This window comes from Ensifer sp. ENS06, assembly GCF_014852205.1.
Lineage (GTDB): Bacteria > Pseudomonadota > Alphaproteobacteria > Rhizobiales > Rhizobiaceae > Ensifer > Ensifer adhaerens.
Genome location: NZ_JACVBC010000003.1, coordinates 328742 through 352403 on the forward strand (window position 1 = coordinate 328742; position 23662 = coordinate 352403).

At 63.6% G+C, this 23662-nt stretch carries 25 protein-coding genes; 11 read left to right on the forward strand and 14 right to left on the reverse strand.

All coding sequences use genetic code 11. The annotated features are described in order from the left end of the window. Window positions 1-17: 17 nt before the first annotated feature. On the forward strand, window positions 18-767 hold the full coding sequence (locus IB279_RS15095; protein WP_060517845.1) for an SDR family oxidoreductase: 750 nt from the start codon (window positions 18-20) through the stop codon (window positions 765-767). A gap of 116 nt (window positions 768-883) precedes the next feature. On the opposite strand, the gene leuB is transcribed toward IB279_RS15095, so the two are convergent. The 11 genes from leuB to IB279_RS15150 all read right to left on the reverse strand — a co-directional run bounded on the left by leuB (window position 884) and on the right by IB279_RS15150 (window position 12100). Next, the gene (gene leuB / locus IB279_RS15100; protein WP_192339325.1) at window positions 884-1993 is read right to left on the reverse strand and encodes a 3-isopropylmalate dehydrogenase; all 1110 of its coding nucleotides are present in this window, start codon (window positions 1991-1993) and stop codon (window positions 884-886) included. Window positions 1994-2057: 64 nt separating this feature from the next. After that, window positions 2058-2273 (reverse strand): hypothetical protein, encoded by a 216-nt coding sequence (locus IB279_RS15105; RefSeq protein ID WP_162741117.1) that lies wholly within the window; start codon window positions 2271-2273, stop codon window positions 2058-2060. Between the two features lie 11 nt (window positions 2274-2284). After that, complete coding sequence (locus IB279_RS15110) at window positions 2285-3673, reverse strand: amidase (protein WP_060521842.1); 1389 nt, start codon at window positions 3671-3673, stop codon at window positions 2285-2287. A gap of 10 nt (window positions 3674-3683) precedes the next feature. Then, on the reverse strand, window positions 3684-4658 hold the full coding sequence (locus IB279_RS15115; RefSeq protein WP_082566572.1) for an ABC transporter ATP-binding protein: 975 nt from the start codon (window positions 4656-4658) through the stop codon (window positions 3684-3686). Next, window positions 4655-5671: an ABC transporter ATP-binding protein gene (locus IB279_RS15120; protein WP_113080354.1), complete on the reverse strand. Its 1017-nt coding sequence runs from the start codon at window positions 5669-5671 to the stop codon at window positions 4655-4657. The genes IB279_RS15115 and IB279_RS15120 overlap by 4 nt, the downstream gene beginning before the upstream one ends. Continuing rightward, window positions 5668-6528, reverse strand: coding sequence for an ABC transporter permease (locus IB279_RS15125; protein WP_060584597.1), 861 nt, complete (start codon window positions 6526-6528; stop codon window positions 5668-5670). The genes IB279_RS15120 and IB279_RS15125 overlap by 4 nt, the downstream gene beginning before the upstream one ends. Next, window positions 6528-7478, reverse strand: a complete 951-nt coding sequence (locus IB279_RS15130) for an ABC transporter permease (protein WP_034801757.1) — start codon at window positions 7476-7478, stop codon at window positions 6528-6530. Before IB279_RS15130 ends, IB279_RS15125 begins: the two co-directional genes overlap by 1 nt. 137 nt (window positions 7479-7615) lie before the next feature. Continuing rightward, window positions 7616-9091: an ABC transporter substrate-binding protein gene (locus tag IB279_RS15135; protein WP_113187165.1), complete on the reverse strand. Its 1476-nt coding sequence runs from the start codon at window positions 9089-9091 to the stop codon at window positions 7616-7618. Between the two features lie 56 nt (window positions 9092-9147). Further along, entirely contained in the window at window positions 9148-9894 is a 747-nt protein-coding gene (locus IB279_RS15140) for a glucose 1-dehydrogenase (RefSeq protein WP_060584596.1), read from the reverse strand. Window positions 9895-9974: 80 nt separating this feature from the next. After that, window positions 9975-11420, reverse strand: a complete 1446-nt coding sequence (locus IB279_RS15145; protein WP_060529327.1) for an aldehyde dehydrogenase family protein — start codon at window positions 11418-11420, stop codon at window positions 9975-9977. Then, a complete protein-coding gene (locus tag IB279_RS15150) occupies window positions 11417-12100 on the reverse strand; it encodes a GntR family transcriptional regulator (protein WP_034801749.1) in 684 nt (227 codons plus the stop codon). Before IB279_RS15150 ends, IB279_RS15145 begins: the two co-directional genes overlap by 4 nt. Window positions 12101-12300: 200 nt before the next feature. Here IB279_RS15150 and IB279_RS15155 point away from each other — a divergent pair, with 200 nt between their 5' ends. Further along, window positions 12301-13053, forward strand: a complete 753-nt coding sequence (locus IB279_RS15155; RefSeq protein WP_082566573.1) for a DUF599 domain-containing protein — start codon at window positions 12301-12303, stop codon at window positions 13051-13053. Window positions 13054-13131: 78 nt separating this feature from the next. Then, a complete protein-coding gene (locus tag IB279_RS15160) occupies window positions 13132-13512 on the forward strand; it encodes a DUF427 domain-containing protein (protein ID WP_060521849.1) in 381 nt (126 codons plus the stop codon). A 61-nt stretch (window positions 13513-13573) separates the two neighbouring features. Here IB279_RS15160 and IB279_RS15165 read toward each other — a convergent pair whose 3' ends face one another. Further along, window positions 13574-14485: a LysR family transcriptional regulator gene (locus IB279_RS15165; protein WP_060529329.1), complete on the reverse strand. Its 912-nt coding sequence runs from the start codon at window positions 14483-14485 to the stop codon at window positions 13574-13576. Between the two features lie 91 nt (window positions 14486-14576). On the opposite strand from IB279_RS15165, the gene IB279_RS15170 reads away from it, so the two are divergent. Both IB279_RS15170 and IB279_RS15175 read left to right on the forward strand, forming a co-directional pair. Continuing rightward, window positions 14577-15536, forward strand: a complete 960-nt coding sequence (locus tag IB279_RS15170) for an MBL fold metallo-hydrolase (RefSeq protein WP_060521851.1) — start codon at window positions 14577-14579, stop codon at window positions 15534-15536. Window positions 15537-15686: 150 nt separating this feature from the next. Beyond that, the gene (locus tag IB279_RS15175; RefSeq protein ID WP_060521852.1) at window positions 15687-15929 is read left to right on the forward strand and encodes a hypothetical protein; all 243 of its coding nucleotides are present in this window, start codon (window positions 15687-15689) and stop codon (window positions 15927-15929) included. A 12-nt stretch (window positions 15930-15941) separates the two neighbouring features. Here the strand turns inward: IB279_RS15175 and IB279_RS15180 are convergent, their stop codons facing one another. Beyond that, window positions 15942-16667, reverse strand: coding sequence for a glutathione S-transferase (locus IB279_RS15180; protein ID WP_060584592.1), 726 nt, complete (start codon window positions 16665-16667; stop codon window positions 15942-15944). A 150-nt stretch (window positions 16668-16817) separates the two neighbouring features. Between IB279_RS15180 and IB279_RS15185 the strand changes: the two genes are divergently transcribed. The 6 genes from IB279_RS15185 (at window position 16818) to IB279_RS15210 (ending at window position 22653) form a co-directional block, all read left to right on the forward strand. Beyond that, window positions 16818-17819: a LacI family DNA-binding transcriptional regulator gene (locus IB279_RS15185; RefSeq protein ID WP_060521854.1), complete on the forward strand. Its 1002-nt coding sequence runs from the start codon at window positions 16818-16820 to the stop codon at window positions 17817-17819. 146 nt (window positions 17820-17965) lie between these two features. Beyond that, complete coding sequence (locus IB279_RS15190) at window positions 17966-19000, forward strand: sterol desaturase family protein (RefSeq protein ID WP_060584590.1); 1035 nt, start codon at window positions 17966-17968, stop codon at window positions 18998-19000. A gap of 8 nt (window positions 19001-19008) precedes the next feature. Beyond that, window positions 19009-19320 carry a MocE family 2Fe-2S type ferredoxin gene (locus tag IB279_RS15195; RefSeq protein ID WP_034801776.1) on the forward strand — a complete coding sequence of 104 codons (312 nt, stop codon included), beginning with the start codon at window positions 19009-19011 and terminating at the stop codon, window positions 19318-19320. Between the two features lie 79 nt (window positions 19321-19399). Beyond that, complete coding sequence (locus tag IB279_RS15200) at window positions 19400-20344, forward strand: substrate-binding domain-containing protein (RefSeq protein ID WP_060529331.1); 945 nt, start codon at window positions 19400-19402, stop codon at window positions 20342-20344. A gap of 222 nt (window positions 20345-20566) precedes the next feature. Next, on the forward strand, window positions 20567-21772 hold the full coding sequence (locus tag IB279_RS15205; RefSeq protein ID WP_034801729.1) for an NAD(P)/FAD-dependent oxidoreductase: 1206 nt from the start codon (window positions 20567-20569) through the stop codon (window positions 21770-21772). Then, window positions 21772-22653, forward strand: a complete 882-nt coding sequence (locus IB279_RS15210) for a xylose isomerase (RefSeq protein ID WP_089042900.1) — start codon at window positions 21772-21774, stop codon at window positions 22651-22653. The genes IB279_RS15205 and IB279_RS15210 overlap by 1 nt, the downstream gene beginning before the upstream one ends. On the opposite strand, the gene IB279_RS15215 is transcribed toward IB279_RS15210, so the two are convergent. Then, entirely contained in the window at window positions 22646-23587 is a 942-nt protein-coding gene (locus IB279_RS15215; protein WP_113187164.1) for a LysR family transcriptional regulator, read from the reverse strand. The two genes, IB279_RS15210 and IB279_RS15215, sit on opposite strands and share 8 nt — an antisense overlap. Window positions 23588-23662 lie beyond the last annotated feature (75 nt).

The window sequence follows — 23662 nt, forward strand, 5'->3', positions numbered from 1 at the left end:
TGCAGAAGGGTCTCACCATGAAGGAAAAGACGGGACGTTTGACCGGGCGCATTGCCGTGGTCACGGCTGCCGGCCAAGGCATCGGCCGCGCGGTCGCCGAACGACTGATGGCTGAAGGCGCCGAGGTCCACGCCAGCGACATCAATGCCGAGCTGCTCGCCACACTCGAAGGGGTTACAACGACGCGGCTTGATGCGACGGATCATGTGGCGGTCGGTGCCTATTTCGACGCCTTCGCCCGGGTCGATATCCTCGTGCACGCGGTCGGCTACGTGCATCAGGGCACGATCGAGGAATGCTCGCCCGCCGATTGGCGGCGCTCGGTGAACATTACGCTCGACAGCGCTTACAACGTCATTGCCGGCGCAATCCCGAAGATGAAGGCCAATGGCGGCAGCATCATCACCATCGGATCGGTTGCCTCCTCGATCAAGGGTTTCCCGCGGCGTGCCGCTTATGGCGCCGCCAAGGGTGGCGTCATAGGCCTGACCAAGGCGGTGGCAGCTGACTACGTTTCTCAGGGCATTCGCTGCAATTCGGTCTGCCCCGGCACTGTCGCGTCACCCTCCTTGGAAGAGCGCATCGGCGAACTTGGCGAAAAGCTTGGAAGCCGGGATGAGGCCTACCGGTCCTTCATCAGCCGCCAGCCGGCCGGCCGGTTCGGCACGGTCGAAGAAGTCGCCGCCATCTGCGCCTTCCTCGCCTCCGACGAGGCGGCCTTCATTACCGGCCAGGCAATCAACATAGACGGCGGCATCACGATCTGAGACGCCGCATTCTCGCAAGGCCGTGAAACGCAAAACACCTCCGGATGCGCTCCGGAGGTGTTGGTTTTCGTAGGCTTGTGGGCGTCGGCGTGACGCCGTTCAGGATGGGTTGTCGCTTACGCCGACAGCGCCTTGAACTCGGCAAGGATGGCGTCGCCCATCTCGGTGGTGCCGACCTTCTTCGCCCCTTCGGCCATGATGTCGCCGGTGCGGATGCCCTGGTCGAGCACGGTGGCGATCGCCTTCTCCAGATTGTCGGCTTCCTTCACCAGGTTGAAGGAATAGCGCAGGCACATGGCGAACGAGGCGATCATCGCGATCGGGTTGGCGATGCCCTTGCCGGCAATGTCGGGTGCCGAGCCGTGCACCGGCTCATAGAGCGCCTTGCGCTTGCCGCTGACACCATCCGGCGCGCCGAGCGAGGCCGAGGGCAGCATGCCGAGCGAGCCGGTGAGCATCGCCGCCACGTCCGACAGCATGTCGCCGAACAGGTTGTCGGTGACGATGACGTCGAACTGCTTGGGCTGGCGCACCAGCTGCATGCCGCCGGCGTCCGCCAGCATGTGCTCGAGCTGGACGTCGGAGTATTTCGCCTTGTGCGTCTCGGTCACCACCTGGTTCCACAACACGCCCGACTTCATGACGTTGCGCTTTTCCATCGAGCAGACGCGGTTGTTGCGGGTGCGGGCCAGCTCGAAGGCGACGCCGGCGATGCGCTCGATCTCGTAGGTGTCGTAGACCTGGGTGTCGATGCCGCGCTTCTGGCCGTTGCCGAGATCGATGATCTCCTTCGGTTCGCCGAAATAGACGCCACCGGTCAGCTCGCGCACGATCAGGATGTCGAGGCCTTCGACCAGTTCGGGCTTCAGCGACGAGGCGGCGGAAAGCGCCGGGTAGCAGATCGCCGGGCGCAGGTTGGCGAAGAGCTCGAGATCCTTGCGCAGGCGCAGCAGACCGGCTTCCGGGCGCACCTCGTAGGGCACCGCATCCCACTTCGGACCGCCGACGGCGCCGAACAGCACCGCATCGGCGGCAAGCGCCTTCTTCATGTCCTCTTCCGAGATCGCCTGACCGTGGGCGTCATAGGCCGAACCGCCAACCAGGCCCTCGTCCGTCACGAAGCCGGCACCAAGCTCGGCATTCATGTAGGCGATGATTTTGCGGACTTCCGCCATGGCTTCCGGGCCGATGCCGTCGCCGGGGAGGATGAAAAGTTTGCGGGCCATTGTCGGCACTCCTGTGGTTTTCAGTCGGTGTAAAGCGGCACGGCCGCGTTGATAATGATGCGGGCTAGACCGCTGCCTTCGCGCCTTCGATCTGTCCGATGCGCTCTCGCAGCGTGTTGGCGACAGCCTGCGAAGCCGGAGCGAGGGCGATTTCAAGATTGGCGTTGCCGCCGTCTACCTCGATCGCGAGTTTCGAGACGCTGACGCCGAGCCGGCGAACGATTTCGAGCAGGCGGGAAACGATGTTTTCGAGATCGCCGCTTTCGATGGTGTAACGCATGGTGTTGCTCATCATGCGACCTTTGGCCATGGGCGCTGCTGAGGGCGCATTGTCTCGAAGGCACGCGCGAGGCGCAGCACGCCGATGTCGTCGAACTGCTGGCCGATGATCTGCAGGCCGATCGGCAGGCCGCCCGAGGTGTAGCCGCAGTTGAGCGAGATTGCCGGCTGGCCGCCCATGTTGACGGCGACTGTGAAGGCGATGTGTTCGAACGGTTTCTGCGGGTCGTTGACCGGCGAGGCCCATTCGGCCGGATAGGAGGCCGTCGGGGCCGTCGGCGACAGGATGAAATCATAGCCGGAAAGTGCCGCATGCAGCGCGTTGCGCATGGCGTCGATCTGGGCGAAGCCGGTATAGACCTCGCGGCCGGAGAAATTCTCGGCCGTTTTGATCCAGTCGAAGATATAGGGCAGGATCTGCGCCTGTTTTTCCGGCGAGAGGCGCGACACGTCTTCCCAGCCGCGCGCCCGCCAGAAGCGGTCGAGACCGTCGATCATTTCGCGCGTCAGGAAGGGGCCGATCGGCTCGATGATCGCGCCGGCATCGGCAAAGAGCTGTGCCGCCTTCTTGACCGCCTGTTCCGTTTCTTGCGTGACCGACTGGCCGAAGCCGGCGTCGAGCCAGAGGCCGATCTTCAGACCCTTCAGATCACGATCAAGATCGAGCCAGGGGAGATCGGCATAGGGCAAGGACATCGTGTCCCGGGCGTCTGGCTGCGACAGCACCGACATGTAGAGTGCCGTGTCGACGACCGTCCGGGTCATCGGGCCGGCAACGCGGCCGATAAAGGGCGGGTTGATCGGCACGCGGCCGGCCGAAGGCTTGAGCCCGACAATGCCGCACCAGCCGGCCGGCAGCCGGACCGAGCCGCCGATATCCGTGCCGATGTGAAGCGGACCATAACCGGCGGCCGAAGCAGCACCCGCACCGGCGCTCGAGCCGCCCGGATTGGCTGAGAGGTCCCAGGGGTTGCGGGCCAGCTTGTGGAAGCTGGAAAGGCCGGAAGACAGCATGCCGTAGTCCGGCATGGTGGTCTTGGCGAGAAGGATGCCGCCCGCCTCGCGGGTGCGGGCTGCCGGCGGCGCGTCGGCGGCTGCAGGCGTCAGCGACACGGCAGCACAGCCGAGCGGCACTGCGGTGCCCTTGGTTGCGATGTTTTCCTTGATCGTCACCGGCACGCCGTCGATTGCGCCCAGAGGTTCACCCTTTGCCCAGCGCTCTTCCGATGCCTTGGCGGCCTTGCGCGCCTCGGCCGGGTCATAGGCCCAAAGCGCGTTCAGCTTTGGCTCGGAAGCGTCGATGCGGGCAATCACCGCTTCGGTGACCTCGACGGGGGAAAGCTTCTTCGAGCGGTAGGCGTCGACGAGATCGACGGCGGAGAGATCGGCGAGTTCGGACATGGGGCACTTCCTAGGCAAAATGGCAGCGGGCGGACCAGGCCGGCGTCACCGGCTTGGCCTCAGGCGTTCGGGTCAGACAGATCTCCTGCCTGCGGGGACAGACGGCAGCATAGGCGCAGCCGGCTGCGGTCGTTGCGGTATGGACGGGCGTTTGCGGCGGCCCAGCGGAACGCACCCGCTTGCGCCGTCCGGAAAACGGTTTCGGCACGGCAGCGACCAGCGCCTGAGTATAGGGATGGCGCGGGTTGTCGAAGACCTCGGCCGTCGGTCCTTCCTCGACGATGCGGCCGAGATGCATGACGGCAACCCGGTCGGTGATGGCGCGCACGACGCCGAGATCGTGGCTGATGAACAGATAGGAAAGGCCGAGCCTTTCCTGCAGGTCCATCATCAGGTTCAAAACCTGCGCCTGGATCGAGACGTCGAGTGCAGACACTGGCTCGTCAGCGACGATCAGGGCCGGCCGGGTGATCAGCGCGCGGGCGATGGCGATGCGCTGGCGCTGGCCGCCGGAGAATTCGTGCGGATACTTGTCGGCCGACGCCAAGGGTAGGCCGACGGCCTCCAGCACCTCGGCGATGCGCCGGTTGCGCTCCGTGGTGCCCGTTCCACGCTCCAGCGAAACGATCGGCTCGGAGATGATCGTCCGAACCGTGTGGCGCGGATCGAGCGAGCCGTAGGGATCCTGGAAGATCGCCTGAAACCCCTTGCGCGCCTCTCGCAGTCCGGCGCGATCGAGCGCGTAGATATCCTTGCCGGCGATCGACACCTGGCCCGATTGCGGCCGCTCCAGCCCCATCACGGCGCGGGCCAGGGTCGACTTGCCGGAGCCGCTTTCGCCGACGATGCCGAGGCTCTGGCCGGCGGCGAGTGCGACGCTGACACCATGGAGCACGCGCAGGCGGCTCTGTTTCGAGAAGATCGACGGGCGCGGCAGGTCGTATTCGCGCACCAGATCGGTGGTCTTGAGGATCACCTCGCTCATGGTGCCACCATCCTTTCGCGCGGATGAAAGCAGGCGGCGCGATGCTGCACATTTCCATCGGTATTGATCAGGTCGAGTGCCGGGATCGCCTGACGGCAGTCGGCCTCAGCGAAGGAACAGCGGTCCGCAAAGGAGCAGTGGGATGGACGGCCAAAGGGATCCGGAACGATACCGGGGATGGCATTCAGCCGCGGGCGCCCACCGCCTTGATGGCGGGAGTCAAGGGCTGCGCCATGCGGCGACGCGGCGAAAAGGCCGCGGGCATAGGGATGCGCCATGCGCGCAAAGACATCGTCCGTGCGCCCGGTTTCGATGATGCGGCCGGCATACATGACCGCGATGCGGTCGGTCATCTCGGAGACGACGCCGAGATCGTGGGTGATCAGCATCAGCGCTGTGCCGGTGTCTTCGATCAGCTCGTCGAGCAGATCAAGGATCTGCGCCTGCACCGTAACGTCGAGCGCCGTCGTGGGCTCGTCTGCAATCAGCAGATCCGGTTCGCAGGCGATCGCCATGGCGATCATCACGCGCTGGCGCTGGCCGCCGGAGAGCTGGTGCGGGTAGAGATCGAGGTCGAAGCGCGGCGCCGGCAGGCCGACGCGGTCGAGCAGCGCACGCGCTTTCTTCTCCGCATCGGCTTTCGTTTCGCCGAGATGCAGCCGCCGTCCCTCGGCGATCTGCGCGCCGATCGATTTGACCGGATTGAGCGCCGTCATCGGCTCCTGGAAGATCATCGCCATGCGCCGGCCGCGATAGCCGCAATAGTCGGCTTCGTCCAAGCCCGCGAGATTGCGGCCGTCGAAGGAAAGTTCGCCGCGCACCCGCATGCGCCGCGGAAGCAGGCCCATGACGGCAAGGGCTGTCATCGACTTGCCGCTGCCGGACTCACCGACGATCCCAAGCCGTTCGCCGCGGTTGAGTTCGAGATCGATGTCGCAGACGATATCGACCGTGCTTTTGCCCGCGGTGAGTTCGACCGACATGCCGGCCATGTGAAGCAAGGGTTTGGTCATCGTTGCCGCCTCACGCGCGGGTCGAGAATGTCGCGCAGGCCATCGCCGAGCAGGTTGAGGCCGAGCACGGCGAAGGTGATCGCCAGTCCCGGGAAGATCGCGAGCCAGGGCGCCTGATAGATGAAGGTCTGGGCGTCGTTCAGCATCTTGCCCCAGCTCGGCATCGGCGGCTGCGTGCCGAGGCCGACATAGGAAAGGCCGGCTTCGGCAACGATCGCTAAGGCGAACTGGATCGTCACCTGAACGAGCAGCACGTGGTTGATGTTGGGCAGGATGTGCAGAAACGTGATCGCGACGTCGCCGCGGCCAGCGCAGCGCGCGGCCTGCACATATTCGCGTTTCCAGAGGCCCATCGAGGCACCGCGGGTGACGCGGGCAAAGACGGGTATGTTGAAGATGCCGATCGCGATCATCGCGTTGGTAGCGCCCGGACCGAAGATCGCGGTGATGATGACAGCGGTCAGAAGCGCCGGGAAGGCGAAGGCGAGGTCGCTCATGCGCATGACGAGACCATCGACAAAACCGCCGCGAGCAGCCGCCCAAGCGCCAAGCGGCACGCCGATGCCGGCACCGACGAGCACCGCGACAATCGAGACGCTGATCGAGTTGCGGGCGCCGACCATGATCATCGACAGGATGTCGCGGCCGAAGTTGTCGGTGCCGAACCAATGGGCAAGGCTCGGCCCCTGCAGCTTGTCGCGGAAGTTCATCGCCGTCGGCGAATAGGGCGTCCAGACATAGGAGACGAGCGCCATCGCCACGAGGATGACGGTGACGGTGGCCCCGATCGTCAGATTTCGGCTGCCGATAAGCTTGGAGATGAGGCTGGGTTGCGCGGCGGTTGCAGGAGCGGTCATCAGTGGCCTCCCCTCGACAGGCGCGGATCGAGGTAACCGTAGACCAGATCGACGAGGAAATTGATGGTGATGACGGAGGCGGCAAGCAGGGTCACCAGCGTCTGCACCGTCACGAGATCGCGCTGCGCGATCGCCTGGAAGACGAGGCGGCCGATACCCGGCAGGTTGAAGACATTTTCGATGATGATCGTGCCGGCAAGCAGGAAGGAAAATTGCAGGCCGATAATGGTGACGACCGGAATGAGCGCATTGGGCACCGCATGCTTCCAGAGAGCGCCCGAACGGCTAAGCCCCTTGGCGCGCGCGGTGCGGATGAAATCCTCGCCGAGCGTCTCGATGACGGCCGAGCGCGTGACGCGTCCGAGAATGGCCGCAAGTGGCAGCCCGAGTGCGAGCGCCGGCAGGATGAGCGAATGCAGGCCGTTCCAGATGCCACCTTCCCAGCCGGCAAAGCCGGAGGCCGGGAACCAGGCGAGCTTCAGCGCGAAGAGCAGGATGAAGAGAAGCGCCAGCCAGAAGTTCGGGATGGCGACGCCCACCTGGGCGATGCCCATGACGACGGTGTCGCCGGCCTTGCCGCGGTTGGCGGCGGCATAGACGCCGATGGCGATGGCGACGGCGACCGAGATTGCCATGGAGAGCAGCGCCAGCGGCAGCGTCACCAGGATGCGCGGGCCAAGCAGCTCCCGGATCGGCACCGAATAGGTGAGGCTCATGCCGAAATCGCCGACGACGAAGCCGCCGATCCAGTGGAGGTAGCGGATCCAGATCGGCTGATCGAGGCCGAGCTGCCGGTGCAGCGCCGCGATCGCATCTGCGTCGGCATTCATGCCGAGCATCAGCACGGCGGGGTCGCCGGGCAGCACCTGCATCAGCAGAAAGACGATGACTGAGGCGACCAGCGTCGTCAGCAAGAGCGACACGAGGCGACCGCCAATGAAGGAAATCACATCAACCTCCCGGAAAGAGCGAGCGTTGACCGGCGCCGGGTGCGTCAATCAACGGCAGATCTGCGTCCGCCCCAACGAGGGGCAGATGCTGGAGCGGGGTGCGGATTTCCGTCCGCATCCCGCTCAATGAAAGTCGATCAGTTTTCCCAATAGGTCTGGGTCTGGTCGTCGGCCGGCACCGGCATGTTCTTCCAGAGACCCTTCACCTTCTTGTTCCAGACGCCGATCTTCGGCAGCGCGTAGAGGAAGACGTTCGGTTCGTCCGCTGCGAGCTTGCGCTGGAGCTGGCCGATCAGGTCCATCTGCTCGGCCTCGGTCGCAGCCAGCGTGTAGGACTTGTAGAGCGCCTTGTATTCCGGGTTCTGGTAGTTGAAGTAGTACTTGTCGCGCGCATAGATATCGAGGTCGCGGGCTTCCGCATGGGCGATGATCGTTGCGTCGAAGTTCGAGTTCTTGAAGACCTGATCCAGCCATTGTGCGAACTCGATCGGAACGAGGTTCACCTTGATGCCGACTTCGCTGAGCATGGCCGCGATGATCTCGCCGCCGCGGCGGGCATAGGCCGGCGGCGGCAGCATGATGGTGATTTCGAGGTTCTGAACGCCCGCTTCCTGCAGCAGTTGCTGCGCCTTGCCGGGGGCATAGGGGTAGGTCTCGTTCAGATCGACATAACCGGGTTCGACCGGCGAATAATGCGAGCCGATGGTCGTGCCGAAGCCCGAGTAAGTGCCTTCGACCAGCGCCTTGCGGTCGATCGCATGGGCAAGCGCCTGCCGCACTCGCACGTCGTCGAAGGGCTTCTTCGCATTGTTGAGCGCAAGCACCACCTTGCCCGAGGTGCTGCCGACCTCAACCTGCAGGTTCGGGTCGCTCTGGAACTGGCTGACCAGTTCTGCGGCCTGGAACATCGGGAAGGCATCGACGTTGCCGGCAAGAACGGCGGCCGCTGCAGCCGAGGGGTCACTGATGAACTTGAAGGTCACTTCGCTGAGCTTGGCCGGTTCGCCCCAATAGTCGGCGTTCTTTTCCAGCACCACCTTGTCGCCCTTCGCCCATTCCTTGAACTTGAACGGGCCGGTACCGACCGGCTTGGTCTTGTTGTCGGCGGCCGACGACGGCGCGATCATGACCGCGTCGCCCCAGGCCATGTTGAAGAGGAAGTTGGAGGCCGGGCGCTTCAACGTCACGACCGCGGTTGCCGGATCCGGGCATTCGGTCTTTTCGATCGGCTCGAACAGGCCCTTCTGCGCATTGGTGGAATCGGCCGAGACGGCGCGCTCATAGGAGAATTTCACCACCGAACAGTCGAAAGCCGCGCCGTCATGGAACTTGACGCCCTGGCGGAGCTTGAAGCTGTAGGTCTTCTGGTCGTCGGAGATCGTCCAGCTCTCGGCGAGCAGCGGCTTCACCGTGCCGTCTTCCACCACCCGGACGAGACCTTCGAAAAGGTTGCCGTAGGTGATGTAGCGGATGGGTGCGGCGGCGCCCGCGGTCGGGTCGAGGCCCGGCGGCTCGAGCACCTGGCCGACGGTGATCGTATCCTTGGCCATCGCCGGCGTCAGCGACGCGGCAATGAAGCACGAGGCAAGCGCCAGTTTCGTCAAATTCATCATGGTTCCCCCGCTTTGCGGTTTCGTTGTTTATGGTCCCAGAAATCAGGTCGAAATAATCAGATCGAGCGTCCGCCGTCGACGTCGAGCGCCACGCCGGTGATCATCGACGCCTGCGGCGAGGCGACGAAGAAGGCGGCCTCCGCAAGGTCTTCCGGCTTCAGAAGGCGTCCGAGCGGAATGGAATCGCGGAACTTCTTGCGGATTTCCTCGGAGTCCTCGCCCATGAAGGTGGTCAGCAGCGGCGTTTCGCCGGCAACCGGGTTGAGCGCGACGACGCGGATGTTGAAGGGCGCGAGCTCGATCGCGAGCGCCTTGGTGGCAGAAACGACCCAGCCCTTGGTCGCATTGTACCAGGCAAGGTTCGGACGCGGCCGGTTGGCGCCGGTCGAAGCGATGTTGACGATAACGCCCGCCTTGTTTTCCTTCATGTGCGCCAGCAGCGCCCGCGTCATCAGGTAGACGCCGCGCACATTGACGCCGAGGATACGGTCGAATTCGTCGGGCTCGACCAGCTCGGCATTCTGCGGCTTGTGGCCGATGCCGGCATTGTTGACCAGGATGTCGATGCGGCCGAACTGCTTGAGACCCGCCGCAACGGCCGCGTTAACGTCGGCCTCCTTGGCGATATCGGCAACCACGGCGATGGCATTGTTGCCGAGTTGCTTGGCGACGCGCTCTGCGCCTGCGGCATCGCGATCGACGACGATGACCTTGGCGCCGCCTTCGACGAAGCGCTTGGCAATGCCTTCGCCGAAACCGGAGCCTGCGCCGGTGATGAGAGCGACTTTACCTTCCAGTGACACTTTGTTGTTCCTCCAAAGGAGACTTAGATCATGGGTTGGAGCGCGATGCGGGTGGAACGCCGCCTGCGGTTTTGCGCGCTCTAGCCGTGGTAGACAGAGATGGTTTTCATGCTGGAAAAGCCGTAGAGGGCCTCAAAACCCTTCTCGCGGCCATGGCCCGATTTCTTGACGCCGCCGAAGGGCAGCTCGACGCCGCCGCCGGCGCCGTAATTGTTGATGAAGACCTGGCCGGCGTGCACGGCGCGCGCCATGCGCAACTGCCGGCCGCCGTCATTGGTCCAGACGCCGCAGACGAGGCCATAGGCGGTGCCGTTGGCAAGTCGAATGGCTTCCTCCTCGCCGTCGAAGGGCATGATCACCTGAACCGGGCCGAAGATCTCTTCCTGCACCGTGCGGTGTTGGTGCGGCACGTCGCGCAGCAACGTCGGCGCGACATAGGCGCCCTCGGCCGGCGCGTCGGCGACGATCTCGCCCTGCGCCGCGACCTTCAGGCCATCCTTGGCGGCGTCGGCAAGGAAGCCCTCGACGATCGCCTTCTGCCGCTGCGAGACGACCGGGCCGACCGAGAGATCGCTGCCAGCAGGACCGACCTTCAGGGCGCGGTACCGTTCGCTCATCCGCGCGACCACTTCTTCATAGACGGCACGCTCGACCAGAATGCGAGACGAGGCCGAGCAGGTCTGACCGGCATTCTGGATGCCGGCATTGACGAGGAAGGGGACCGCGCGGTCGAGATCCGCATCGGCAAAGACGATCTGCGCCGACTTGCCGCCGAGTTCCAGCGTCACCGGCACGGCGTTCTTCGCCGCCGCCGCCTGCACCATCTCGCCGGTGCGGACCGAGCCGGTAAAGGAGATGTGGTTGACATCGGGGTGTTCCGAAAGCGCTGCGCCCGCCTCCGAGCCGAAGCCGGTGACGATGTTGAGCGCGCCCGAGGGCAAGCCCTCTTCTTCGGCGATGCGGGCGAACTCCAAGATGGTGAGGCAGGCCTCTTCGGCCGGCTTGACGACGGCGGCGTTGCCCATGGCAAGGGCCGCGCCGAGGCTGCGGCCGAGGATCTGCATCGGGTAGTTCCAGGGGATGATATGGCCCGTGACGCCATGTGGCTCGTAGACGGTCAGTACGGTGAAGCCGTTCTGATAGGGGATGGTGTCGCCATGAACCTTGTCGGCGGCGCCGCCATAGAATTCGAGATAGCGCGCAAGCGCCACGACATCGGCGCGCGCCTGGGTCAGCGGCTTGCCGACATCGCGTGCTTCGAGCTCCGTCAGAAGGTCGATGTTGCGCAGCACACCGGCCGAAATCCGGGTCAGCACCCGGCCGCGCTCGGTCGGCGTCAGGCGTCCCCACTCACCTGAGAGTGCCGCGCGTGCCGAACGCACGGCGAGATCGATATCGTCCCGAGTGCCCCGGGCGATGCGCGCAAATTCCAGGCCGTTGGAAGGATCCCTGACGGCGATGAACTCGCCGCCCGTTGCGTCCTGCCACTTGTTCGCGATGAAATTGCCGTAGGTCTTCACAGTCATGCCTCTTTGTCAGTCCCGCGCTCTTCAAGCAGCGCCTTCAATCTCATGGCCGTCGCGTTGATGTGGGCGCGGGCCAGTTTCTCGGATTCATCAAGGTTCCGTGCGGCGATCGCCTCGACGATCAGCCCGTGTTCGGCGACCGCAGTGCTCGCCCGCTCGCTCGAAAGCGAAAAGGCTGGGGCAAAAACCTGCGAGGTCATGCGCAGAAGCGGCCCGAGCGGCGCCAGCGACGCATTGCGCGAGGCCGCAACGATCGCCTCGTGAAAGACGACGTTGGACTGTGTGTAGGCGCCTGGATCCCAGTTTTCGACGGTCTTGCGCTGGCGCTCCACCTGCTTTGCCAGATCCTTGATCTCGGCATTTGTCGCCCGCTCGGCGGCGTTGCGGGCCGCCACGCCATCCATCGCCTCACGCACCGCGTAGGCATCCAGCAGTTTCGGCAGGTCGGCGGTTGCGACCCGGACACCGCTGCCCGGCTTGTTGACGACCAGCCCGTCGCGCTCGAGCACGCGCAGCGCCTCGCGCAGCGGCGTGCGGCTGATGCCGAACTCGGCGGCGATCTTTTCCTGGCGCAGCGTCGCGCCCGGCGCATAGACGCCGGCATAAATACGTTCGCGAAGGGCCTGGGCCACTTCGTCGAGCAAGCGTGACTGGCTTCGCCATTCAAAGGATTGGTTCATCGATCCCTCCCAAGATCGAGGCAAATTGTATCCAGGATACAGGCCGAGTCAATCCGGTGATGACACATAAGTCCCAGGGATTGTCAGCAAGTGCTGGCGACGCCGTCGGCTTCGGCAGTCCCGACTTGCGCCGCCGCGTTGACGCGCCGCTCGCCGCGGCTTCTATTAGGAACTGCTATGGTGGGAGGCTGGCCGTGCAGATGCTTGATTGGATTGCGATTATCCTGTTCCTCGTGACCTGGGTGGGACTGGAGCCGATGATGGCGCTTGGTTGGCCGCGCCGGACAGACAGCCTGATGCTGGACATGGTGCGTGTCCGGCAGGCCTGGATGCGCGAGGTGCTGACGCGGGATACCAACTTCATCGGTGACGCCGCCATTCTCGGTCACACGATCAATTCGGCCTCGTTCTTCGGCTCGGCCAATCTCATCGTCATCGTCGCCATGAGCAGTGCGCTTTTCATCCAGCCGACGATTGGCCTTCAGTCGGGCATCATCGCGATGTTCGCGCCGATCGAGCCGTTGTGGCTGTTTCAATGCAAGGTGCTGCTCGTCATGGCGACCTTGCTGCGCGGGCTGTCCGAATTCATCTGGGCGGTGCGGCAGATCAACTATTGCCTCGCAGCGATCGGAGCGAGCCCTTCGCGCGAAGAAGCCCGCGACATCGCCGCATGGGCCCACGCCCTGTCGCTGATGATCAATCCGGCCCTTCGATCCTTCAGCCAGGGTGTCCGCTCCTATTACTTCACCGTTGCCGCCGCGCTCTGGTTCCTGGGGCCGATCGCCTTTCTTATCGCCATCGTCGGCTCGGTCGCGCTTCTCGTCTGGAGACACAGCTGGTCGGATACGGCCAAGGGCGTGATGGAGGTGCGCAAGCTGCTCGACGAGAGCCATCCGACGGCGGCCGCGGTAGAACCCTCAACAGCCGTCCGTTCTCCGGCGGCAAACAGCTGAGGGTTTTTGGCGTGACCGGTTGGAATTGGCCGGCGAGGTAACCACCTAGTATCCGTAACGTTCTGGAGGCGGTCGCCCATGTCAGACAATCCGATCAAGATCCCCGGTCCCGATCATCCGATCACCACCGAGAGAAACCAGGCCCGTGTCGTCGTCACCCTCGGCGGGCGCGTCATTGCCGACACCCGCGATGCGCTGGCTCTGCGCGAGGCAACCTATCCCGCTGTGCAGTACATCCCGCGTGAGGATGTCGACATGTCCTTGCTTGAGCGCACCGATCATTCGTCCCATTGTCCCTATAAGGGTGACGCCTCCTATTTCAGCATCCCCTTGGGCGGCGAGCGGTCGCGCAACGCCGTCTGGACCTATGAAAACCCGCACGCGGCGGTGGCCGCCATCAAGGACCGGTTGGCCTTCTATCCGGATCGGGTGGATAAGATCGAAGAGATCCAGCCCTAGCATCCGCGCTCAAGTGAGGGCTACTGCGCTCGTTCGAACGCACGGTGCCCTGGCCGCGAGGTCACGCGTCGCGAATCCGAAACGTTTCGCGCACGGCCTTCAAGAATTCTGCCACTTTCGGCAGATCGCCGAGTTGCTGGTGGAAGAGGTAGTAAAGATGGGTGGATGGCCCCGACCACTCGGGAAGAACCGGAACGAGCCGTCCGGCGGAGACGCCATCGGCGGCGAGCGCATCGCTCAGCATGCCGATGCCGAGGCCCTCGGCGATCAGCCGCTCGCTGATCGCCGGATCGTCGACGACGACCGATGGCGGGCGCTCGAGCGTAAAGTGCCTGTTGCCGTCTGACAGCACCCAATGGGCAAGCTCCCGTCGCATGCGCGTCCGGTGTGCCACCAGGGCGACGTGCATGAGGTCCTCGGGCGAAGACAGCGCCAATCCTGCGCAATAGGCGGGAGAGGCATAGAGGCGCTGCTCGATCGTTCCGATCTTGCGGTAGATCATCTCGCTGTCGACGGGTTCGCCCATCCTTAAGGCCACGTCGACGCCTTCGCCGATCAGATCGACATTTTGGTGGGTGGTCTGCATGTCGACCTGGACTTCTGGGCAGAGTTCCGCATAGCGCTTCAGGATCGGTGGCAGGAAGGTACGGGCAAAGGCGACTGACGTCGCGACCCTTAGGCGCCCGCGCGCCGTACCGTCGGCCGGTTGGAAGCCGGCGATGCCGCGGTCGATGAGCTCGACGGCGCCCCCGACCGATTCCAGCAGATGCTTTCCGGCCTCGGTCAAGGAGACCCGGCGGGTGGAGCGCAGCAGCAGGGCGACGCCAAGCGCTGCCTCAAGCTCGCCCAGGCGCCGGCTGACCGTGCTCGGTGGCAGGTGCAGGCGAAGCGCAGCTGAGGAAAAGCTCTCTGAGCGGGCGACCTCGAGGAAAATCCTGAGGCTGTTGAGATCGGCAGATTGGGGGGATTTCATGCGTTTCCGGAACAATTACTTCCACGATCGCAGGATAATCGACCGACGGTTGAATTGATAGCGTCTCGGCATCCAATCGAAGGAGCCGATCATGACCACTCGCAGACAAGCTTTGGGCCTTCTTGCCGCCGCGGCCCTGTTGCCGCTCGCACCGCGGATCGCCTTTTCCGCCGCGCCATTATCGACCGTCGCCAATGCCGGTTACTATCGCTTCCGCTTCGGAAAGTTCGAAGTCACCGCCTTGTCGGACGGCACCTTGGCGTTGCCGATGACAAAGATCTATCAGAACGAACCGGAAGGCGAGCTGCAGCGCAGGCTGGACGAAAACTTCCTCGGCAAGGAGCCGCATCTGTCGATCAACGCCTATCTCGTCAACGACGGCGAACGGCTGGTGCTGATCGATGCCGGGTCGGGGAGCCTGCTCGGCATTGCCGCCGGCAAGCTCTTGAGGCATCTCACGGCCTCCGGCTATCGCGCCGACCAGGTCGACGCGGTGATCCTGACCCATGTGCACGCCGACCACTCGGGCGGCCTCACCATCGACGGCAAAGCACAATTCCCGAATGCCGAGATCCATCTCGCCGAGCGCGAATACCGCTACTGGATCGAGCGGGAGGGCGTGACGGCGCTGACCGAGGCGCAGAAGACCGACTTTCAGCGAGCGCACGATGCCCTGGCCCCCTATATCGCCGCCGGAAAAGTGAAGCGTTTCGCCGACGACGCGGACGTCTTGCCGAACCTCGGATCGACCCTGCGCGCCGGGCACACGCCCGGGCATTCCGCGATCGTGCTGAAAGCGGATGACGGCCAGCGCCTCGTATTCTGGGGGGACGTCATTCACGGCGACTACATCCAGTTCGACACGCCTGACGTCTTCGTCAGCTTCGACGTCGACGGCACCGCGGCGGCAGCGACGCGTGCCGTGGCGCTGGCGGATGCGGCCGATGGGCGATACCTCGTCGCCGGTGCGCATCTGCCGTTCCCCGGTGTTGGCCATGTGGCGCGCGACGAGACGCTCTATCGCTTCGTCCCCTGGAACTACGTCGAGTAGCGGGTGGCAGCTTAGGCCTTGTCTACGAGATGACGTTGCGGACGAAGGTCACGACGCCGTCGCCGTCATTGATGTAGGCATAGGCCTGCGCCGAGCTGTAGACGGTGCACCAACCTCGCCATTCTCTCGGACTGAGTGGGTGCTTAGCCGTTGATCGCCTGGATCAAGCCGCAGTCGGGCACGACGGCGCTTCTGAAATACGACCTGCCGATGACTTCAGAGGCATTCTGCCTGCAACTGCTACAGCGAACCGGCGTGATGTTCACGCCGGGCAGCGCCATGGACATGGGAGGCTATCTCAGGATCGGCTACGCCAACAACGAAGGCATTCTACGCGGAGGCTTGAGGCGCGTCTCCGCGTTCCTGCGGGAGCACCAGGCGGCGGCCGCCTGAGGGGAGTTTCCGTCAGGGCGCGATATCCAGTTCCGGGTAATTGCGGAAGATGCCGTCTTCATTGAAGGCCAGCCGTCGCGATGAGGCGAGATAGGCGGCGATGTTCGGCCGGGCTTTCACCGAGGCGTGCAGTTTCATGAGATTGGGGTAGTCCTCCTCATAGTGCCGCATCGCTTTGGCAAAGGCATAGTGTAGCCCCTCGATCACCTGGAACAGCGAAAGGTCGACATAGGTGACGGCGTTCCCGACTGCATGGCCGCTGCCATCAGGGTTTTGCGCGAGAATCCGCTCGAAATAACCGAGAAACTTCGGGATGCGGTTGGTGACGAATTCGAATGCGCGGTCCTTCGCCTCCGCCTTCTGCTCCTCATAATATTTCGAAGTCGCGATCGGATGGTGCGTGTCATGCACTTCGGCGATTAAGTCGGTGACGGTGAGCTGCAGGCCATTGGCGAACCACTGCAGCGCCTCACCGTCAGGCGCAAGGCTGAGCTTGGGGCCGAGGTAGAAGAGGATGTTGGCGACATGCGAGATGATCTGGTTGCCATCTTTCAGAAAGGGCGGCGCAAATGGCACGTGCGCCTCGGTGGCGCTCTCCATCAGCTTCAGCATCTCCCCGGTGCCGCGGCCCGGCGCGCGCGTCACATCGACATAAGCGGCGCCGGCGTCCTCGAGTGCCAGTCGGACAAATTCACCGCGCCCCTGGATGCCGTCCCAGTAGTACAATTCATAGGTCATGATGCCTCGATCCCATTCTCGATACCCGGTTGATATAGGCGCCGCGGCAGCGGCGGCGAGGGGAGGCCCTGACTTCGGACGCCTGCTCTGTCGAACAGGGGCGATCACATGCTAAGGCGCTATGAACACGTGTGGTGGGGAGTAGTCCAGGTGAGCAAGCCGAACTATCGCGACATTGCTGAACTGGCAGGCGTCGGTACCGCGACGGTCGAGCGGGTCTTGAACGGCCGCGGTGGTGTTCGCCCGGACCTCGTCGAAAAAGTCGTCGTTGCGGCGCGCGCGCTGAATTATCCGCGAACCCTTCCCGAGACCCATCGCGGGCTTTTGCGCATCGATGTGCTGATGGTGCGGCCGGAGACGACCTTCTATCGCCGCCTGTCGCAGGCCTTTCAGCGGATCGCCGAGACGCTGGATCCGCTCGTCGTCGTGCATCGCAGCTTTACCGAGGAAATGAAGCCGGAGGAGATCGCCAGGCGCATCCTTTCAGCCGAGGTTAGCCGCGCCGGATTGATCCTGGCCGTGCCCAATCATCCGCTGATCAGCGCCGCTGTCGAAGCCGTGATCGTGCGCGGCGTGCCGGTGGTCCATGTCGTGACAAGGGCCTCGCACGACTTGGGCGAATTCGTCGGCATCGACAATCACGCGGCCGGACGAACGGCGGCACTCTTCATCGCGCGCATGGCGCGCAAGGCGGGGCCCGTCGTCGCGCTCTGCCACCCGATCTATCAGGTCCATCGCGACCGCCTCAGTGGCTTCTCGGACTATTTTGAGGGGCATCCGGGCGACCGCCGGTTCGAGTGGCTGGGTTTTACCCGCGACGAGGAGCACTATGGCGCCGAAGCGTTGCGATGGGCGCTCGACATGTATCCGGATATGGCCGGGCTCTATAATGCCGGCGGCGCGAATGCGGCCCTGATCGACGTGCTTCGCCGACATAAGCGTGGCACCGAAATCTTCTTCGTCGGCCATGAGCTGACCGACTACACCCGCAAGGCGCTTAGCGACGGCATCATGGACGTCGTGCTCGACCAGGCGCCGGAGGCACAGGCCCGTCGCTCGCTTGACCTGATGCTGCGGCGGATCGGGCTTTCCGAGATGGAGCCGGACACCGCCCCCATTCGCTTCATTACCATCACAGCCGAAAGCCTTTGATCTGATTTGATCAAACAAGCTTTCGCCGTTCCGACCGCCTCCTGCTAGATTTTTATCAAGAAGGAGGCGCTCCGACAGACCCGGAAAGCAACCTCCTTCGAAGGATTTAGGGCGGAGCGCATGCGATCCGCCGGGAGGAGAGCGCCATGGACGATCTGAAATATGGAACGCGCAACAAGCGCGGCGACTGGGCGCCGAACGAGCCGATCGAAACGGCGCCGCTGTTTGCCTTCCCGCCAAAACTGCTGGCGCTCGTCAAGTGGCTGCCGCATTACTTCTTTCCTTGGAATGCGATCTTCGCGGCGTCGGCCGTCGTCTATTGGGCCTGGGTGATCCCGCCGGTCGAGGCGATGCAGAGCTTGAGCGTCGGCTGGATCGCCTGGCTCTATGCGGTCAACGCGGTTTGCGTCTTCTTCTTCTACGGCGCTTTCGAGCTGCATCTCTATGTGCTGAAACGGCAGGAAAACCGGTTCAAGTACAACGGCAAGTTTCCGGCCGAGCAGAAGAGCAAAGCCTTCTGGTTCGAAAGCCAGAATCTCGACAACATCCTGCGCACGTTCCTCTCAGGCGTGACGATCTGGACCGCCGTCGAAGTCGCCATGCTCTGGGCCTACGCCAATGGCTATGCGCCGTGGCTGAGCTTCGCGGACAATCCCTGGACGCTCGCGCTCGTCGCATTGGTGGTGCCTGTTATCCACGAGTTCCATTTCTTCTGCATCCACCGGCTCATCCACACGCCGCTGCTCTACAAGTGGGTGCATTCGGTCCACCACAATTCGGTGAACCCGTCGCCCTGGTCGTCGCTGTCGATGCATCCGGTCGAGCACCTGCTCTACTTCGCCACCGCCTTCTATCACCTGATCCTGCCGTCCAACCCGATCCTGATGCTTTACCAGCTGCACTACGCGGGCTTCGGTGCCATTCCCGGCCATGTCGGCTTCGACAAGGTCGAGGTCGGTGAAGAGACGCTCGTCGATAGCCACGCCTATGCGCATTACCTGCACCACAAGTATTTCGAGGTGAATTACGGCGACGCCCTGATCCCGCTCGATCGCTGGTTCGGCACCTGGCACGACGGCTCCAAGGAGGGCGAGGCGCGGATGCAGGAGCGCTACCGCAAACGCAAGGAAAAACTCGCAGCCCGCAAGGCACGCAACACCATCGGGGAGGCAGCAGAATGAGCAACGTGATCACCTGGGTACCAGCCTGCAAGCTGGACGATATCGAACAGGAAGGGGCGATCCGCTTCGACCATGGCGGCCGAACCTACGCCGTCTACCGCGGTCCCGACGATAGCGTCTATTGCACCGCCGGGCTCTGCACCCACGAGGCCGTTCACCTCGCTGATGGCCTCGTCATGGACTACGAGGTGGAATGTCCCAAGCATTCCGGCGCCTTCGATTATCGCACCGGTGAAGCCATCAGGCTTCCGGCCTGCGAGAATCTCAAGACCTATCCCGCCGAAATCGTCGACGGCGAGGTTCGTGTGGCGCTCGGCTAAGGCCACCACGCAAGCATTGATCAGGCCCATCGGGCCTCCGGAATGCGATCGGGTGATCCGGCACCCTCGGGAGGAAATCATGAAATCCATGTACCTGGCGGCTGCGCTTGCCGCCTTGATGGGAAGTGCTGCCTCGGCGGAGACGATCGGCGTCTCGATGCAGAGCTTCGACAACAACTTCCAGACGCTGCTGCGTGAGGGCATCAATGCCCGCGCTGCCGAAGTCAACGGCGCCACCGTTCAGATCGAAGACGCACAGACCGACATCTCCAAGCAGCTCAACCAGGTGAACAATTTCATCGCGGGCGGCGTCGACGCGATCATCATGACGCTGACGGATACCTCGGCCGCCCCCGGCATCAGCGAAGCCGCTGAGAAGGCCGGTATTCCGCTCGTCTATCTCAATCTAGAGCCGGATAACCTCGGCAAGCTGCCGGAAAAGCAGGCCTATGTCGGCTCGAAAGAAACGGACTCCGGCAGATTGGGTGCGGAAGCTGCCTGTTCGCTGCTGAAGGAAAAGGGCAAGGCCAGTGATGCGCAGGTCTATATCCTGATGGGAGACCTTGCTCACCAGGCCTCGCGCGACCGCACCTCGGCGTTCAAGGAAACGCTCGCTGCCGGCGACTGCAAGGGTGCGACGATTGCCGACGAGCAGTCGGCCGCCTGGACGCGCACCAATGCGATGGATCTCACCACCAACTGGATCACCGCCGGACAGCCGATCGACGTGGTCTTTGCCAACAATGACGAAATGGCGATCGGCGCCATCCAGGCGCTGAAGGCCGCCGGTGTATCGATGGACGACGTGATCGTCGTTGGCATCGACGCGACCCAGGACGGGCTTGCCGCCATGGCCGCCGGCGACCTCGACGCAACCGTATTCCAGAACGCCAAGGGGCAATCGGCTAGCGCCGTCGACACGGCCGTCTCGCTGGTGCGCGGTGAAAGCGTCAAAAAGAACGTCTGGGTTCCCTTCGAGCTCGTTACGCCGAAAAACATGGCCGATTACGCGGCGCGCAACTGATCCTCCTCCTGCATGTTTCCTTAATCGTCGCCGATTGAAGCACAGAAACATGCAGGAATTCAGAGTTTTACAGCGACCTTTGCGCGTCTGAACGGATGCGCGGCGCTGTGGGCCGGCGCACTTCTCCTGCCTGCGCCGGCCACCTTTTTGAACGGGCTGACAAATCTTGCGTGCGGTTTTGCGACCGCCCCGCACGTCAACGCATGATCTACGGAGCAAGCCATGGATCGCATCGTCATAATCGGCGCCGGGGAATCCGGCACGCGCGCGGCCTTTGCCCTGCGTGAAACTGGCTTTGCCGGCAGCGTCACGCTCATCGGCACGGAACCGCATCTGCCCTATGAGCGGCCACCGTTGTCGAAGCCGCTCAATGGCGCCGTACAGATGAAGCCGATCTGCGGCGCTGAGGCGCTGGAGGCCGCCGGTATCGACTACCGGCAAGGTGTTTCTGCATCCCGACTGGATGCCGGTGACCGCTCCGTCACCTTGAGCGATGGCCGGACGCTCACCTATGACAAGCTGTTGCTCGCCACCGGCGCCCGTCCGAGGCGCCTCGCTTGCATAGGGGCCGAGCGCGCACTGGATTTCCGCACCTACGCCAATGCGGCGGCGATCTTCGCCCGTGCCGAAGCCGGCAGACACGTTGCGATCATCGGCGGTGGACTGATCGGCATGGAGCTTGCGGCGGTGCTGCGCGGCAAGGGCATCATGGTTAGCGTTATCGAAATGGCGCCGAAGCCGCTCGGTCGCGCGGTGCCGCCGCGTTTTGCCGCGAAGCTTCATGCCCGGCATCAGGATGAAGGCGTCACCTTCCATCTGGGGCAGGGGATCGCCGAAATCACCGGTGATGCGGTTGTTCTTTCCGACGGCACTCCGGTGCCGGCCGATATCGCCGTCGCCGCCATCGGCGTCCAGCCGGATACAGCACTCGCGGAGGCGGCGGGGCTTGCCGTCGGCAACGGTATCCTGACGGATGGCTATCTGCGCACCAGCGATCCGAACATCTATGCATCAGGCGATTGCGCCGCCGTGGCCCAGCCGGGTGGCGGGTATGTGCGCTTCGAAAGCTGGCGCAATGCACGCACCCAGGCCGAGGTCGCGGCCCTCAACATGGCCGGCGGCAAGGAGGCTTTTTCTGCCATCCCCTGGTTCTGGACCGATCAATACGATCTCGGCCTGCAGGTGGCGGGCCTGCCCCATCCGGACCATCAAAGCGTGACACGCCAGCTCGATGGTGGCGAACTCGAATTCTACCTCGATGGCGGGCGTCTCGTCGCCGCCGCTGGCCTCGGTTTCGGCAATGGTCTCGCCAAGGATATCAAGCTCTCGGAAATGCTGATTGCTGCCGGCGTCAGTCCCGATCCGGGAGCGCTCGCCGACGCCAGCGTGAACCTCAAGGCGCTGCTCAAAAGTGCCAGGGCCGCCTGATGCAGAAGCTGCTTGTCTTTCAATCGCTCTGGGCGATGGAGCGCCGGCATGCGGACGGCTTTGAGCGCAGTCTCGAAGAGAACATCGCAATGATCGTCGAGGCCGGGTTCGACGGCATCAGCGCGCATTATACCAATCGGCGCGATGTCGAGCACCTCAATGCCGTGATCCGCGGAACGGGCTTGAAGATCGAGGGCGTCTGTTTTCCTCGAAGCGTCGAGGATTTGCGCCTGACGCTGGAACTGGCCTCGGAGTTTCCGGTGAGCCACATCGATCTGCAGGCCGATGTTCGCCCGCGCCGGGTCGAGGATTGCCTGCCGCTGCTTGACGGCTGGGCCAGGCTTGCTGAGGAAATGGATGTTCCCGTCTATATCGAAACCCACCGTCACCGGATCACCAACGACCTCCTCTTCACGCTCGACCTGCTCGACCGGCGGCCCGATCTGCCGCTCTTGGCCGACCTCTCGCACTATCTCGTTGGCCGGGAATTCGCCTTTCCGGTGGAAGACGAAAGCCACGCCCAGATCCAACGCATTCTGCGCAACGCCGGCGCCTTCCACGGCCGTATCGGCTCCTGCCAGCAGATCCAGATCGAGCTTTCCTTTCCCCACCATCTGCCCTGGGTCGCTCTCTTCCGCGAGTGGTGGGACTACGGCTTCCGGCACTGGCGCTCCCACGCTGCCAACGATGCCGAGCTGGTCATGACGTGCGAACTCGGCCCAAGGCCCTATGCCATCACCGACAGGGACGGTAACGATACGACTGATCGCTGGGCCGAGGCGCTTTTGCTTCGCGAGATGGCCTGCGAGATCTGGGCGGAAAGTGCCAATTCCCCGACGGGTGAAGCACGGGATCTGAGGACGCCTGAACTCGTCATTTAACGAAGGACGGCCGGAACGGCAGATTGTGCTCGAGGCCGAGCCAGGGCGGGTTTTCCGCATACATTTCCACGATCAGCGCCTTGATCAGCTCGATGTAACGGGAATTGTCGCCGACCCGATGGTTGAGGATGACGGGTGAGGTCGCCCGCTCGCCCTCGATCATGCGATAGTGCAGATCGGAGCGGACCTGACGCGCAGAGGACGGGACGATACAAAGTCCGGCATCCGAGGCGACGAGGCCAAGCGCACTCTGGATCTCACGCACCTCATGCACCTCGGCCGGGCGCACATCCTGCGCGTGGAGCAGGCTCAACACGTGATCGGCATAGCTCGGGCGCGGTTCCTTCGGGTAGACGATCAGTTTTTGCCCGGCAACCGCACTCAACGGAAGCGGAGATGTGTCATCGGCAAACGGCGTGCCCTGCGGTATCGCCAAGGCGAGGCGCTCTTCCCGCATGAGGATGCCGGCGACATTGGGATCGTTGTGATGCAGCCGCCCGAAGCCGACATCGATCCGGCCTTCCTTCAGCGCCGCGATCTGCTGCACCGACACCATCTCCAACAGCCGGATATCGAGTTCCGGCGCGTTCTGCCTGAGCTTGCGCACCAGCGTCGGCAGCCCGCCATAGAGCGTGGACGCGACGAAGCCGATCGACAGCACGCGGTTCTGGTTGAGACCGACGCGGCGGGTCGTCTCTACCATCTGTTCCACCCGGCCGAGCACTTGCAGCGATTGTTCGTAAAACAATCGCCCCGCTTCCGTCAGCCGCACCGGCCGGCTCTTGCGGATGATCAGCGGCACGCCCAGTTCTTCCTCAAGAAGCTGGATCTGCCGGCTCAAGGGCGGCTGGGCGATGTGCAGCTGCTCGGCAGCGCGGGTGAAGTTGCGCTCGCGGGCGACGGCGACGAAGTAGCGAAGCTGGCGCAGATCCAATGTTACAGCCCCCATTTTCCTACCGTTGCGGTATGTTGCAGTGCGGCAAGCGCATGAATGCGCGTAATCTTTGCC